Below are 12,636 nucleotides of genomic sequence, written 5' to 3'. Positions count from 1 at the left end.
ACCATGACGGAGAACCCCGCGGGGACGGAGAGCCTGCTCGCCAGAAAGCGCCGTGCCCGGAAGATCAACAAGGTGCTGGGCGAGTTCTACCCCTATGCCCACCCCGAGCTGGACTTCCGGAATCCGTTCGAGCTGCTGGTCGCCACAGTCCTGTCGGCCCAGACGACCGACGTGAGGGTCAACCAGATCACTCCGGCGCTGTTCGCCCGTTATCCGGGACCGGCCGAGATGGCGCGTGCCGATCTGCCGGAGCTGGAGGACATCATCCAGCCCACGGGCTTCTTCCGGGCCAAGGCCAAGAACCTCGTTTCGCTGGCCACCCGGCTGGTCCAGCACTACGGCGGTGAGGTCCCGGCGTCCGTGGATGAGCTGGTGACCTTGGCCGGGGTGGGGCGCAAGACCGCCAATGTGGTGCTCGGCAATGCTTTCGGCATCCCGGGCATCACGGTGGACACCCACTTCGGGCGGCTGGCCCGGCGCTTCGAATGGACGTCCTCGGAGGACCCGGAGGTGGTGGAACGCGAGGTCGGCGAGCTGGTGGAGCGCAAGGACTGGACCATGCTCTCCCACCGCGTGGTGTTCCATGGACGCCGCGTCTGCCATTCACGCAAGCCGGCCTGCGGTGCCTGCGTGGTGGCCCAGTGGTGCCCGTCCTTCGGCATGGGGGAGACCGATCCGGCCAAGGCCGCCAAGCTCCTGAAGTATGAGCTGGCGCCCGGCCAGGAAGCCCTCCGCGAGGCGTACCTGGCCCAGACGGAGAACGCCGCCGCCATCCGGATGGCCTCCCAGAGGGCGTTGCTGGCGGGGGAGACGCCGTGAGCGCGCTGGAGGATCTGCTGGCCTACCCGGCCAGGGCCGCGGCCGTGCTCCAGGACGAGATGGCCGCGCGCTGGAATCTGTCCCTCACCCAGCCCGGCTCGGCGCGGGACGCAGCGGTCCTCATCCTGTTCGGGCCCGCTGCCGGGCAGGAGGGACGTGCCTGGGAGGACCTGGCGCCGGAGCAGCTGGACCTCCTGCTGCTCCAGCGCGCGACGACGCTCGGCAGCCACGCCGGCGAGGTCGCCTTCCCGGGCGGCAAGGTCGACCCGGGAGACACGGATGAGCGGGCGGCGGCCCTGCGGGAGGCCGTCGAGGAGACGGGCCTGGAACCGTCCGGCGTCCGGCTCACCGGCACCCTGCCGCGGCATCCCCTGCCGTACAGCAACTTCCTGGTGACCCCGGTGCTCGCCTGGTGGGAGACACCGAGCCCCGTGTACGTGGTGGACCCACAGGAATCCGAGCGCGTGTTCCGGATCCCCGTGCATGCACTCCTCGATCCGGCCAACCGGGTCACGGCCAGCCTCCGGCGCGCCGGGATCGAGTTCAACTCGCCGGCGTTCCAGGTGGATGACGTGTTCATCTGGGGATTCACCGGCAAACTCATCGATGAGACGTTCCACTTCCTGGGCTGGGAGCGGCCGTGGGACGCCGGGCGGAAGCACTTCTTTGAACTCTGAGACTCACTTGGCCTGGTCGTAGGAGTCCACCACCGCCACGGTGAGGGGAAAATCGACGGGTGCCCGGCCGAAGAGGAGCGTGCCGGCCTCCCGGGCGGCGCTTTCCACGGCCTCCACACAACGTGGCATCAGCTCCTCCGGGGCGTGGATCATGATCTCGTCGTGCAGGAAGAACACCAGCTCAGCCGGACCCGTCGGCGAGGCCGCTTCGGCGCCGTCCGGGAGCGGCAGCCCGGCCAGGCGGGAGCGGATTCCGGCCAGCCAGCATTCCGCCCACTCGGCGGCCGTCCCCTGGACCACGAAGTTCCGGGTGAAGCGCCCCCGGGCCCGTGCCCAGGCGTCCGCCCGGCGCTGCTCCTCCTGGCTCTGGGTCCGCTGGGCGGCGTCCCAGTCCGGACCGGGCGGCGGGGTGCTCCGGCCCAGCCACGTGCTGACGGCACCGCCGCGCTCGCCGGTCCGGGCCGCCTCCTCCACCAGTGCGATGGCCCGCGGGTAGAGCTTCTTCAGCTGCGGCATGAGCCGCGCCGATTCGCCCGTGGTGGAGCCGTACATGGCGCCCAGTAGCGCGATCTTCGCCGAACTGCGGCTGCCGCCGAAGCCGGCGTCGGCGATCTCCGCGTACAGATCCTGCCCGCGCGCGGCCCGCGCCATCCCCTCGTCCGCAGACATGGCCGCGAGAATGCGCGGCTCCACCTGGGAGGCGTCGGCCACCAGCAGCTTCCAGCCGGGCAGCGCCCGCGCCGCCCGGCGGACGGACCGCGGGATCTGCAAGGCACCGCCTCCCCGGGACGACCACCGGCCCGTGACCACGCCGCCCACCACGTAGTCGGGCCGGAAGCGTCCGTCACGGATCCAGGCATCGAGCCAGGTCCAGCCATTGGCGGTGTGGAGCCGGGAGAGCTTCTTGTACTCCAGCAAGGGCTCGATCGCCGGGTGGTCCGAGGACTTCAGCTCCCATTGCCGGGTGGTCTTCACCTCGATGCCGTTCCGGTGCAGGGTCTTCAGAAGCTCCTGAGGGGAGTCCGGGTTCAGGCGGGGTGCACGCAGCAGCTCCCGCAGGCGGACCACCAGATCCTCCATGAGTGCGGGACGCCGGCCCGGTGCGGGCTCCGGGCCCAGAGCCTCCTCAAGGAGCTCACGGTGCACCGCCTGGTCCCAGGGGACGCCGAGGAAGCGCATCTCAGCGGCCACCAGCGCGGCGGCTGACTCGGCCGCCAGGAGGAGCCGAAGGCGTGCCGGAGCACGGGAGGTCTCCACCGCCTTCAGCTGGGCGGCGAACTCCTGCCGGACCTCCTCCAGGCTCCGGTGGCTCCGTGGGGCTTCGAAAAGGCTCTCCTGCCGCTGCTCCGGCTCCACGGCGTCCGAGACCGGGTACTCCGCGGACCCTGTCACGTCCAGGGCGAACCGTGCATAATCCGGGTCCTGGACCAGTGTGGAGAACCGCAGCACCGTCCGGGCCAGAGAGATGTCGTGACACCGGGCCAGGCGCGTTCCCGCCTGCAGCAGTGCGGAGTAGAGGTCCGAGGTGGTGTCCCACACCCAGCGCGGCGCCTCGTCGCGTTCCAGCCCGGCGACCGCGGCCGGGAGGTCTTCCCGCCCCAGCTGCCAGGGCTCGCCGAGGAGGACGCCATGGGCGTCCAGACGCGCGAGCCGTACGGCGTCGTCGTCGGCGGGGACCAGCAGGAGGTGCATGACACCATTCTGGCTGCTCAGACTGACAGTGACGACCCGGTTGTGGAGAGTCGCGGCGGGTCTTGTGCACATAGGCGGACCGGCCGCCGTCACAGCGGCACGGACGGCCGAGGCTGGAGCCATGAACAGTGGCACCGGACTCCAGCATCCAGTACGACGGCGGCGGCACGTCTCCCCGCCGGGACCATCCGGCATCCTGGCTGAGGAGGTCCGTTGGACACCGGCGGAACGTGAAGTGTTCCTGCTGGTCACCTCACGACCCGAGCTGGCGGAGCAGGCCCTCACCGCAGCGGCCGCCGCGGGTGCCGAGCTGGTGGTGGAGCGCGACGTCGACTCCGCGCTGGGGCTCTGGGACGGAGCCAAGGCCGTGCTGCTCGGCGCCGATGTCATGGAGGTCCCCATCCGGCGCCGGGGCGCTGATGTCCTCCTGTCCGGCCCGCTGGACGAACCGCCCTGGGACCGGGCGGCGGGCTGGGGAGTGGAACGGGTGGTGCCTCTCCCGGAAGGGCTCGGCTGGCTGGCGGAGTTCTTCGGCGGCATGGGATCCGGGCCCGACGGCGGCCACGTGCTGGGCGTCTGGGGTGCCGTGGGCGGTGCGGGAGGCAGCTCGCTCGCGGCGTGGCTGGCCGGGCATGCGGCGTCGGACGGTCTGAGGACACTGCTGATCGGAGCATCCGCGGCCGACACCGCACTGAAGCACGCGCTCTCCGCGGAGGAACTTGCCGGACCGGGCTGGGATGAGCTCACCACCAACGGAGGGACCGTCAGCCCTGAGCGGCTGGCCGAAGCGCTGCCCAGTGTCGGAGGGTTCTCGCTCCTGTGCAGGAGTGGCGAGGCGTCGTCTGGACCCGGACGCCTCGATCCGTCGGTGGTGGAGGCCGCCCGCAAGGTGTACGAGCTGGTGGTGGTGGACATCCCCTCCGGCGAAGCCGAGGAGCACGCCTGGTGGTGTGATTCCGTCACGGTGGTGGCTCCTCTGACGCTCAATGCCGGGCTCCGGGCGGTGGAGGGCCTACGCCGGATGGCCGTCACCTCAACGGGGCTGGTGGCCAGGTGCCCCGCGCGGCAGAAACCGGAGGCGCAAGATCTGGCGGAGCGGCTCGGAATCCGTCTGGACGGCATCATGCCGGAGGTCCGTGGAGCCACCATGGCGGCGGACGAGGGGCTTCTGCTGAGCCTGGGCCGGTCGCGGCCGGTCCGGCGAGTGACGGGGGATCTCCTGCGGAACCTGGGGCCTCGGCCATGAACTTCCCGAACCGTAGGACGAAACTCCCCATGCCGGCGCCCGGTGGAGGGCCGGCGCCGCAGTCCATGGACCCGCGGATCCTCGACTCGGTGCGCCGTGATGTGCTCAGGGAGAAGGGTCCCGTCACCTCACAGCGGGTGGCCGCGGCGGTGAACTCGACCGGGAGGTTCCTGGGGCCGGCCATGGCCCTCGCGGCGGCGGAGAGCATCAACGCCGAGCTGCGGGGCCTCGGCCCTCTTCAGCCGCTCGCCGACGACCCCGGCACGACGGACATCTTCGTCAATGGTCCCGAGGAGGTGTGGGTGGACCGGGGCGCGGGCCTGTCGCGGGCCGAGGTGGCACTGGGAGGTGAGGAACAGCTGCGGGCCCTGGCCCAGCGGCTCGTGGCGTCCGGTGGCCGGCGTCTGGATGATGGCAACCCGTGTGTGGACGTCCGCCTGCCCGGTGGTTACCGTGTGCATGCGGTGATCCCGCCGCTGTCCACGCGAGGGACGCTGCTGTCCCTCCGGATCCGGCGGTCCAGGCGCTTCTCCCTGGAGGAGATGGCCTCAGCGGGCATGTTCCCCACGGCACTGATCCCGGTGCTGCGGTCCCTGGTGTCGCAGCGGCTCAACTTCCTGATCAGCGGGGCCACCGGATCCGGCAAGACCACCCTCCTGTCCACTCTCCTGGGGCTGGTGGACCCCTTGGAACGGCTCGTCCTGGTGGAGGACGCCGCCGAGCTGGACCCGGGCCATGTGCACGTGGTCGGGCTGGAGGCCCGGCACGGCAACACGGAAGGCCGCGGCGTCGTGGACCTGCGGGAACTCGTACGCCAGTCACTGCGGATGCGGCCGGACCGTCTGGTGGTGGGGGAGTGCCGCGGTTCCGAGGTGCGGGAGCTCCTCACGGCGCTGAACACCGGCCACAGCGGAGCGGGAACCATCCACGCCAATTCCGCAGCTGATGTTCCTGCCCGTCTGGAGGCGCTCGGTGCGTTGGCCGGGATGAGCACGGATGCGGTGACCGCACAAGCCGCCAGTGCCCTCGACGCGGTGCTTCACGTGGCGCGTACTCCGGATGGCCGTCGGCTGTCGGAGATCAGCATGGTCGACGCGCGGCAGGGGCGTCTGCGCATGGCCGGTGCGTTGCACCTGGTGGGGAACCGGCTGGATCCCGGGCCCGCGTGGGACGGCCTTCAGCGTCGCCTGGGGCTGGACGGCGTGCCATGGTCCTGATGGCGTGTCTGCTGATTTCCGCCCTTCTGCTCCTGGGCCCGGGTCCGGGACACCGTCTCCGGTTCCGCCTCCCGTCGTCGGCGGAACGGCTCCGCCCGGCGTTTCTTCCCAAGCGCCCAGCGCTGCCCGCCCGGGCACCCGGCCGTGCCGCCGAGCTGGAGACGATGGCCGCCCTCGTTCAGTACCTGGCCTCATTGCTGGTCAGCGGCCGTCCGGCGGCCCAGGCCTGGAAGGAGCTGGACGTCTTCCACCGCTCGCAGGCGATGGCCGAGGGGACCGGCCCCACCGAGGAACCCGTGCTGGTCCTCCTGGGAGTGGCCTCCCGTGCGGCCGAGCTCGGAGGAAGCCCGGCCCAGGCGATCCGGAGAGCGCTCGCTGAGCGTGCCTTCCGGGCGGGCACGTCTTCGGCGATGCCCGAGTGCTGGGAACGCATAGCCCTCTGCGTCCGTGCGAGCGAGCTGAGCGGCTGTCCGCTCGCAGCGCTGCTGACCCGGTTGGCCCTGGACCTCGAACATTCCGCGGATGCAGAGGGGGCCCGCCAGGCGGCCCTGGCGGGCCCCAAGGCCAGCGTCGCGCTGCTGGCCTGGCTCCCGTTCCTCGGTTTGGGATTGGGACTCCTGCTCGGGGTGGACCCGGTGGAGATCATCATCGTCTCCCCGGCGGGGCTGGCTTCCGTGGTGGCGGGGCTCATCCTCTGGGCCGTCGGAAGACTGTGGTCCAGGGCTCTGGTGACTGCGGCGGAAGGCCGGTCATGAGTGGCGCCCTGGGCCTTCTGGTGTGCTTGGCGGCGTTCTCCTGGCTGTGCACGGAGGCCTCGTGCCGGAGACGGACACTTCGCTTGGCCGATGTCGGCAAGGCGCCGGATCGGGATTCCCGGACAGCCCTCGGGCGGGCGCCAAGGGGAGCCGAATCCGACGATGAAGCACTCCTCATGGAGCTCGCCGGCGCTCTTCTGGAAGCCGGGGTGGGTGTTGAACGCTGCCTGCAGGTTCTCAGCGAGAGCGCGTCCCCGGCCACGGCGGCCTGCCTTGGACGGGTGAGCGCGGCCCTGGCCATCGGAGCGGCCTGGGATGGGGCATGGCTGATGGCCGAACAGCACGCAGGATCCGGCGGAGCACGGCCCCGGAGCCGGCCGGCGAGCGCTCGCGGGGCCGGTACCGGCCGGAATGCCGTGAAGGAGCGGTCGAGGCTGAGTGGACTGCGGCGCCACCTGGGTTTCGCGGCGCTCAGCGGAGCGCCGGCCGCCGGAACCTTGTATGCCGGAGCAGCCGCTGAGCGACGGCGGCGGTTCCGGGAGGCCGAGCGCCGGGCTGCCGCCCTGGGGGTCCGTCTGGTGCTGCCGCTGGGCCTGTGCTCACTGCCGTCCTTCGTCTGCCTGGGGATCATCCCCGTGGTCCTGGCGCTCCTTCCCGGAGGGCTCTGAATCCGTCCCGTCTGGGACCGAACAAAGGAGAAATCATGTTTCAGATCATGTCCCGCATCCTGCACCTCGTTCCGTGGCCGACGCACGGCCACCCGGCGCCGGCGGGAGGCCCGGCCCCGGGCCGGAGCGGACCCTGGACCCGGTCCGTGGAAGCTGTCCGGTCCTGGATGACCGGCCTCGGACAACGAGGGGTCCGGGCCATCGGTGGGGAGGCGGGGACGTCCACCGCGGAGTACGCCATCGCCACACTGGCGGCCGTCGCTTTCGCCGGGCTGCTCGTGGTGATCATGCGCAGCGACGAGGTGCGGGGCTTCCTGCTCAACATCATCCGCACGGCACTCGCAATTCCATGAGAACGCCTGTCACCGCCCGCGGAGCCGCCCTGGCCGGAAGCCGCGGCAGTGTGACGGCCGAATTCGCCGTGACACTGCCGGCCCTCGTCCTCCTGTTGTCCCTGCTCATGGGGGCCGTGGCTGCCGGCACCCAGCAGCTGCGCCTGGAGGAGGCGGCCCGGTCGGCCGCCCGGGCGATGGCCCGCGGCGAGACGGTCGAGGCCGCCCGGGACGGCGCCGCACGGCTCGCCGGCGGGACCGTCGCCGTCGTCGTGACTCCCGACGGCCTGGGGTTTGTCCAGGCTGTGGTCAGTGCCCCGGCTCCTGGCGTCCTCGGCACCTGGACGCGGTGGACCCTGGAGGCAAGGTCGACGGCGGCCGTGGAAGACCCTGGGCAGGGTGGTCCGTCGTGAACGGGAGGAATGCCCGCCGCCCGCGGACCAAGGGCGGGACCGTCTCCCGGGCAGACGGCCGGCCCGCTCCTCGCATGAGGTCCGGGCCGAACCGGCGGTGGGACCGCACCGAACACGGAGCCGGGACCGTCCTGGCGCTGGGGCTCGGCATGGTGCTGCTGCTCGGGTTCCTGGTGATCGCACTTCTGGCCCAGGCAGGAACGCTCGCCTCCAGGGCCGCGGCGGCTGCGGACCTCGCCGCGCTCGCAGCAGCGGACGCCGCACGAGGACTGAGGGACGGTGAACCCTGCGCCCTGGCCTCCGAGATCGCCGGGCGGAACGGTGCCCGGGTGGACAGCTGCACGGTGACCGGTCCGGAGGCCGACATCGTGGAGGTTCACACGGGCATCGACGGCGTGCTCGGCCTGGCACATGCCACAGGACGAGCGCGGGCGGGCCCGCCGCCGTGAATCGCCGCCGGTCGATGGCCGGGCATCGGATGGCGCGCGCCGCCACGTCACGGTCACCCAGGGCCGCGCCACCTCCGCCTGGGCCGCGTCATGTCCACGACGGCGCGGTCCCGGGCGGGTCAGGCGGGCGTCAGTCCTGCGGCGGCCGGGTGCCCCCAGGGTCCCCCGGAAAGTCCGTCGCGTCGCGCAGCAGTGCCTGAAGCAGGACGATCGCCGCGGCCTTGTCCAAGGGATTGTTCTTATTGCCGCACTTGGGCGACTGCACGCAGGAGGGGCAGCCGGACTCGCATTCACAGGACCGGATCGCCTCCTGCGTGGCGGCGAGCCAGGTCCGGGCCTTGGCGAAGGCCCGCTCCGCGAAACCGGCGCCGCCCGGATGGCCGTCGTAGACGAAGATCGTGGGATGCCCGGTGTCGGCGTGCAGCGCCGTGGAGACGCCACCGATGTCCCAGCGGTCACTCGAGGCGACCAGGGGCAGCATCCCGATCGATGCGTGTTCCGCGGCGTGCAGGGCCCCCGGGAACTGTGCCTCGATCAGGCCCGCCTTCACCAGGGTCTGGTTCCCCACCACGAACCACACCGCCTTGGTGAACAGATCCCGCGCCTCCAGGTCCAGGGGTTCCTCTCCGAGGACCTCGTTGGAGGACACCGACTTGCGCTGGAAGGAGACCACTTGCGTCGTGACCTTGACTTCGCCGAAGTGCACGGCGATCTCTCCCCAGTCCATGGACCGTTCCACGGACAGGACCTCCACCTGCGTCACGTCCCGCGCGGTGGTGTAGTAGTCCGGGTTGGCCCGCTGGACCAAGACCACATGGTCCTCCTCGTCCAGCTCCTCGACGATGTAGTTGGCCCCCTGGTGCACGTACACGGCACCGCGGTGCGCCTGGTAGTGCGTCTGAGGGCTGTCCATCGACCCGAGGACCGCACCGGTCTCGGCGTCGATGATCTTGACGATTCCGCCGCCGTCGTCCCGGATGCTGACCATGGAGGCCGCGCTCTGGGCGTGGGTCCAGAACCAGCCGGCCGGACGCTTCCGGAGGTATCCACGCTCCACCAGGGTGTCCAGCATGGCCCGTGCCGTGGGGCCGAACAGCTCCTCGTCCCCGGGCCGCAGCGGCTGCTCCGCCGCGGCGGCGCACAGATGCGGCCCCAGCACGTACGGATTGGAAGGATCGAACACGGCGGCCTCCACCCCGACGTCGAACACCGCCTCCGGGTGGTGCACCAGGTAGGTGTCCAGCGGGTCGTCGCTGGCCACGAACGCAGCGACGGCGTCCTGCCCGGCGCGGCCGGCCCGGCCGATCTGCTGGAAGAAGCTCGCCCTCGTCCCGGGCCAGCCGGCCACCAGCACGGCGTCCAGCCCGGAGATGTCGATCCCGAGCTCCAGTGCGGACGTGCTGGACACGCCCAGGAGCCGCCCGGACCGCAGATCGGCCTCCAGCGCCCGCCGTTCCTCCGGCAAGTACCCCGAGCGGTAGGCGGCGACGCGTCCCGGCAGGCTCGGGTCGACGTCTTCCAGAAGCCGTTGTGTGATCGAGGAGATCCGTTCGGCACCGCGCCGGGACTTGATGAACGCGATGGTCCGTACGTGCGAGGACACCAGGTTGGCCAGCATGTCCGAGGACTCGGCGATGGCTGTGCGCCGGGTGGGCGCACCGTTCTCCCCGACCAGATCCGTCAGGCGCGGCTCCCAGAAGGCCACCGTGGTGGACCCTCGTGGCGAGGCGTCGTCTGTCACGGCGGCCACCGGCGCCCCGATCAGCCGGGAGAAGGACTCCGCAGGCTCGGCGGCCGTCGCGGAGGCGCCGACGAACACGGGCGCGCTGCCGTAGTGGGCGCAGACCCTTCGGAGACGGCGCAGCAGATTGGCCACGTGGGAGCCGAAGACCCCGCGGTAGCTGTGCGCCTCATCGATCACCACGTAGCGCAGCCGCCGGAAGAAACGCGCCCACCAGCTGTGATTCGGCAGGATCCCGTGGTGCAGCATGTCCGGGTTGGCCAGAATGACATTGGCGTGGTCCCGGATCCAGCGGCGGGCACTGCTCTCGGTGTCGCCGTCGTAGCTTTCGGCGCGGAGCGTGTCCAGGTGGAGAGACTTCAGCGCTGCCAGCTGGTCGGCGGCCAGCGCCTTGGTGGGTGCCAGGTAGAGGACGGTGGCGCCGTCGTCGTGCAGCTTGCCCGGCTCCTCGCGCACCCGCAGCTCCGAGCGGTGCACCGCGTCGACGGCGGGCAATTGGTACGCCAGAGACTTCCCCGAGGCGGTCCCCGTGGCGATCACCACGTGCTCCCCACGGTGGGCGTGCCCGGCCGCCCGGACCTGGTGCTCGTACGGGGTCCGGACCCCCAGCCGCTGGTAGGCGGCCACCACGTCCGGATGCGCCCAATCCGGCCACGGGGCGTGCCGGGCCTCCCGGGCGGGAATGACGCGGACATGCTGAAGCTGCTCCGGGTCCGGTGTACGGCCCAGGAGCGGGATCAGCGAGTCGTGGGAGGGCACCGCACCATTGTGGCACCAGGGCGGGTGCCCCGGCGCCCGGGAACGCCCGGGTCAGGAGACGGAGACGTCCTTCACGCCGGCGTCCGAGCTGGAGAGCATCACCACGGTGCAGACCTCTTCCCACCCGAGGTGGGCGTAGAGGTGCCGTCCGTCGGCCGAGGCCAGGAGCAGGCCCACCTCCACCGGGTGGGCGAAGGAGCGGGCCGCGAGCGACTTCATGATGAAGCTGCCCAGGCCACGGCGGCGGAAGTCGTCATTGGTGACGATCTGGTCGAACACGGCCACGGTGCCGTCCGTGACGAACACGCGGCCGCTGGCGGCCACCACATCCCCGGCGCGGACCTCGGCGAAGTGGACGCCGTCCCGTTCCGAGTAGCTGACCTCCAGGTCGTCGTCGGGGAGCCACGGGTCCTCGGTGTCCTGGGTGTCCATGTCCACGATCATCATGGCCTGGGACGTGGAACTCACGTGGAGGCCGTGCTGATCGGCCAGCGCCAGGTACCGCTGGGGGTCGCGGGTGAGGACCGTGAGGAGCCGCCCCGGAGTCTGCAAAGTCTGCTCCGCGAGGGTGCCGAAGTCCTGATTGTCGGGGTTGACCGCGAAGAATTCACGGGCCTTGACGGAGTCGTTCCGGTCCACCGCAGGGAAGCGCCCCACGTGGTCGACGTCATAACCCCGGGCTCCGGCCCAGCCGGCCACCCAGAGGTCCAGCAGGCTGCCAATGTCTTCCATCAGGGATTCCGCAGTCATGCTTCGAGCCTAGGTCAGCCCGGGTTGAAGCGACAGCCGGTATCGGTAACTTTGCGGTTAACTCACAGCCGGAGGTCGTTTTCCGCACGGCTCGCACCCGGCCTGGATCCCCGTCCCGCCGGGCGGGAACGCAGACCCCCGTAACCTTTAACGGTGGCCCAGAACAAGATTGCCCTGTATTACGCCTTCGCCCCCGTCGCCGACGCAGAGGCCGTGCGGCTCTGGCAGCGCGCCCTCTGCGAGAAGCTCGGCCTGCGCGGCCGGATCATCGTCTCCAAGGACGGCATCAACGGGACCGTGGGCGGGGAGATCCAGGCCGTGAAGCAGTATGTCCGGACCACCAAGGAGTACACACCGTTCCGTGCGCTGGACGTCAAATGGTCCGACGGCGGTGCCGAGGACTTTCCGCGGCTGAGCGTGAAGGCGCGGGAGGAACTGGTCTCCTTCGGGGCTCCCGGCGAGCTGGAAGTGGACGACGACGGCGTGGTGGGCGGCGGCACGCACCTCTCACCGGAAGCGCTGCACACCTTGGTCGCGGACAGGGAGGCGGCCGGGCGGCCGGTGCGTTTCTTCGACGGCCGGAACGCGTTCGAGGCGCAGATCGGCAAGTTCAAAGACGCGATCGTGCCGGAGGTGGCCACCACCCACGACTTCATCCAGGAGCTGGAGTCGGGGAAGTACGACGAACTCAAGGACCAGCCCGTGGTCACCTACTGCACGGGTGGGATCCGCTGCGAGGTCCTCTCCAGCCTGATGGTCAAGCGCGGCTTCAAGGAGGTCTACCAGCTGGACGGCGGAATCGTCCGGTACGGGGAGAAGTTCAAGGACAAGGGCCTCTGGGAGGGCTCGCTCTACGTTTTCGACAAGCGCATGCACCTCGAGTTCAGCGAGGAGGCCAAGACCATCGGCGCCTGCGCCCGCTGCTCCGCGCCCACCAGCGACTTCCACAACTGCTCCAACCAGGAATGCCGCACGCTCACGCTGTACTGCGCGGACTGCGCCGCCTCCCCGGAGACCCTCCGCTGCCCTGAGGGCTGCGCCGCCTGAGTCACGGGGCATCCGGGCCGGGCGTCCTTGTTGACTGGAGGCTCCGCATTCGGGGCGCCCTCGGTCATTCG

At 70.8% G+C, this 12,636-nt stretch carries 13 protein-coding genes; 10 read left to right on the top strand and 3 right to left on the bottom strand.

Features of this window, described 5'->3' with window-relative positions; all coding sequences use genetic code 11:
• The first annotated feature begins 3 nt into the window (after nucleotides 1–3).
• Nucleotides 4–819: an endonuclease III gene (gene nth / locus Q9R02_RS10480; RefSeq protein ID WP_305996631.1), complete on the top strand. Its 816-nt coding sequence runs from the start codon at nucleotides 4–6 to the stop codon at nucleotides 817–819.
• Nucleotides 816–1,496: an NUDIX hydrolase gene (locus Q9R02_RS10475; RefSeq protein WP_305996630.1), complete on the top strand. Its 681-nt coding sequence runs from the start codon at nucleotides 816–818 to the stop codon at nucleotides 1,494–1,496. Before nth ends, Q9R02_RS10475 begins: the two co-directional genes overlap by 4 nt.
• A gap of 3 nt (nucleotides 1,497–1,499) precedes the next feature.
• Here Q9R02_RS10475 and Q9R02_RS10470 read toward each other — a convergent pair whose 3' ends face one another.
• A complete protein-coding gene (locus Q9R02_RS10470; RefSeq protein WP_305996629.1) occupies nucleotides 1,500–3,188 on the bottom strand; it encodes a bifunctional 3'-5' exonuclease/DNA polymerase in 1,689 nt (562 codons plus the stop codon).
• 121 nt (nucleotides 3,189–3,309) lie between these two features.
• Here Q9R02_RS10470 and ssd point away from each other — a divergent pair, with 121 nt between their 5' ends.
• The 7 genes from ssd to Q9R02_RS10435 all read left to right on the top strand — a co-directional run bounded on the left by ssd (nucleotide 3,310) and on the right by Q9R02_RS10435 (nucleotide 8,268).
• The gene (ssd, locus tag Q9R02_RS10465; RefSeq protein ID WP_305996628.1) at nucleotides 3,310–4,434 is read left to right on the top strand and encodes a septum site-determining protein Ssd; all 1,125 of its coding nucleotides are present in this window, start codon (nucleotides 3,310–3,312) and stop codon (nucleotides 4,432–4,434) included.
• A gap of 29 nt (nucleotides 4,435–4,463) precedes the next feature.
• On the top strand, nucleotides 4,464–5,651 hold the full coding sequence (locus tag Q9R02_RS10460; protein ID WP_305996627.1) for a TadA family conjugal transfer-associated ATPase: 1,188 nt from the start codon (nucleotides 4,464–4,466) through the stop codon (nucleotides 5,649–5,651).
• Nucleotides 5,651–6,406: a hypothetical protein gene (locus tag Q9R02_RS10455; protein WP_305996626.1), complete on the top strand. Its 756-nt coding sequence runs from the start codon at nucleotides 5,651–5,653 to the stop codon at nucleotides 6,404–6,406. The genes Q9R02_RS10460 and Q9R02_RS10455 overlap by 1 nt, the downstream gene beginning before the upstream one ends.
• 176 nt (nucleotides 6,407–6,582) lie before the next feature.
• Complete coding sequence (locus Q9R02_RS10450) at nucleotides 6,583–7,074, top strand: type II secretion system F family protein (RefSeq protein WP_305996625.1); 492 nt, start codon at nucleotides 6,583–6,585, stop codon at nucleotides 7,072–7,074.
• A gap of 35 nt (nucleotides 7,075–7,109) precedes the next feature.
• Complete coding sequence (locus Q9R02_RS10445) at nucleotides 7,110–7,427, top strand: DUF4244 domain-containing protein (protein WP_305996624.1); 318 nt, start codon at nucleotides 7,110–7,112, stop codon at nucleotides 7,425–7,427.
• On the top strand, nucleotides 7,424–7,819 hold the full coding sequence (locus tag Q9R02_RS10440) for a TadE family type IV pilus minor pilin (RefSeq protein ID WP_305996623.1): 396 nt from the start codon (nucleotides 7,424–7,426) through the stop codon (nucleotides 7,817–7,819). The genes Q9R02_RS10445 and Q9R02_RS10440 overlap by 4 nt, the downstream gene beginning before the upstream one ends.
• 74 nt (nucleotides 7,820–7,893) lie before the next feature.
• Nucleotides 7,894–8,268 (top strand): Rv3654c family TadE-like protein, encoded by a 375-nt coding sequence (locus Q9R02_RS10435; RefSeq protein ID WP_305996622.1) that lies wholly within the window; start codon nucleotides 7,894–7,896, stop codon nucleotides 8,266–8,268.
• Between the two features lie 130 nt (nucleotides 8,269–8,398).
• Here the strand turns inward: Q9R02_RS10435 and Q9R02_RS10430 are convergent, their stop codons facing one another.
• Both Q9R02_RS10430 and Q9R02_RS10425 read right to left on the bottom strand, forming a co-directional pair.
• Entirely contained in the window at nucleotides 8,399–10,768 is a 2,370-nt protein-coding gene (locus Q9R02_RS10430) for a DEAD/DEAH box helicase (RefSeq protein ID WP_305996621.1), read from the bottom strand.
• A 51-nt stretch (nucleotides 10,769–10,819) separates the two neighbouring features.
• Nucleotides 10,820–11,518 (bottom strand): GNAT family N-acetyltransferase, encoded by a 699-nt coding sequence (locus tag Q9R02_RS10425; protein WP_305996620.1) that lies wholly within the window; start codon nucleotides 11,516–11,518, stop codon nucleotides 10,820–10,822.
• 153 nt (nucleotides 11,519–11,671) lie between these two features.
• Here Q9R02_RS10425 and trhO point away from each other — a divergent pair, with 153 nt between their 5' ends.
• Nucleotides 11,672–12,565, top strand: a complete 894-nt coding sequence (trhO, locus tag Q9R02_RS10420; protein ID WP_305996619.1) for an oxygen-dependent tRNA uridine(34) hydroxylase TrhO — start codon at nucleotides 11,672–11,674, stop codon at nucleotides 12,563–12,565.
• Nucleotides 12,566–12,636: the final 71 nt, after the last annotated feature.

The sequence above is a fragment of the Arthrobacter horti genome (genome assembly GCF_030731045.1).
Taxonomy (GTDB): domain Bacteria; phylum Actinomycetota; class Actinomycetes; order Actinomycetales; family Micrococcaceae; genus Arthrobacter_E; species Arthrobacter_E nanjingensis.
The sequence above is the reverse complement of the archived record's forward strand: the minus strand, read 5'-3'. Positions and strand labels throughout refer to the sequence as shown.

Bases quoted from the DNA above. Each gene is read 5' to 3' on its own strand.
- nth (WP_305996631.1), top strand. From the start codon at position 4: ATGACGGAGAACCCCGCGGGGACGGAGAGCCTGCTCGCCAGAAAGCGC.
- Q9R02_RS10470 (WP_305996629.1), bottom strand. From the start codon at position 3,188: ATGCACCTCCTGCTGGTCCCCGCCGACGACGACGCCGTACGGCTCGCG.
- ssd (WP_305996628.1), top strand. From the start codon at position 3,310: ATGAACAGTGGCACCGGACTCCAGCATCCAGTACGACGGCGGCGGCAC.
- Q9R02_RS10460 (WP_305996627.1), top strand. From the start codon at position 4,464: ATGCCGGCGCCCGGTGGAGGGCCGGCGCCGCAGTCCATGGACCCGCGG.
- Q9R02_RS10455 (WP_305996626.1), top strand. From the start codon at position 5,651: ATGGCGTGTCTGCTGATTTCCGCCCTTCTGCTCCTGGGCCCGGGTCCG.
- Q9R02_RS10450 (WP_305996625.1), top strand. From the start codon at position 6,583: ATGGAGCTCGCCGGCGCTCTTCTGGAAGCCGGGGTGGGTGTTGAACGC.
- Q9R02_RS10445 (WP_305996624.1), top strand. From the start codon at position 7,110: ATGTTTCAGATCATGTCCCGCATCCTGCACCTCGTTCCGTGGCCGACG.
- Q9R02_RS10440 (WP_305996623.1), top strand. From the start codon at position 7,424: ATGAGAACGCCTGTCACCGCCCGCGGAGCCGCCCTGGCCGGAAGCCGC.
- Q9R02_RS10435 (WP_305996622.1), top strand. From the start codon at position 7,894: ATGAGGTCCGGGCCGAACCGGCGGTGGGACCGCACCGAACACGGAGCC.
- Q9R02_RS10425 (WP_305996620.1), bottom strand. From the start codon at position 11,518: ATGACTGCGGAATCCCTGATGGAAGACATTGGCAGCCTGCTGGACCTC.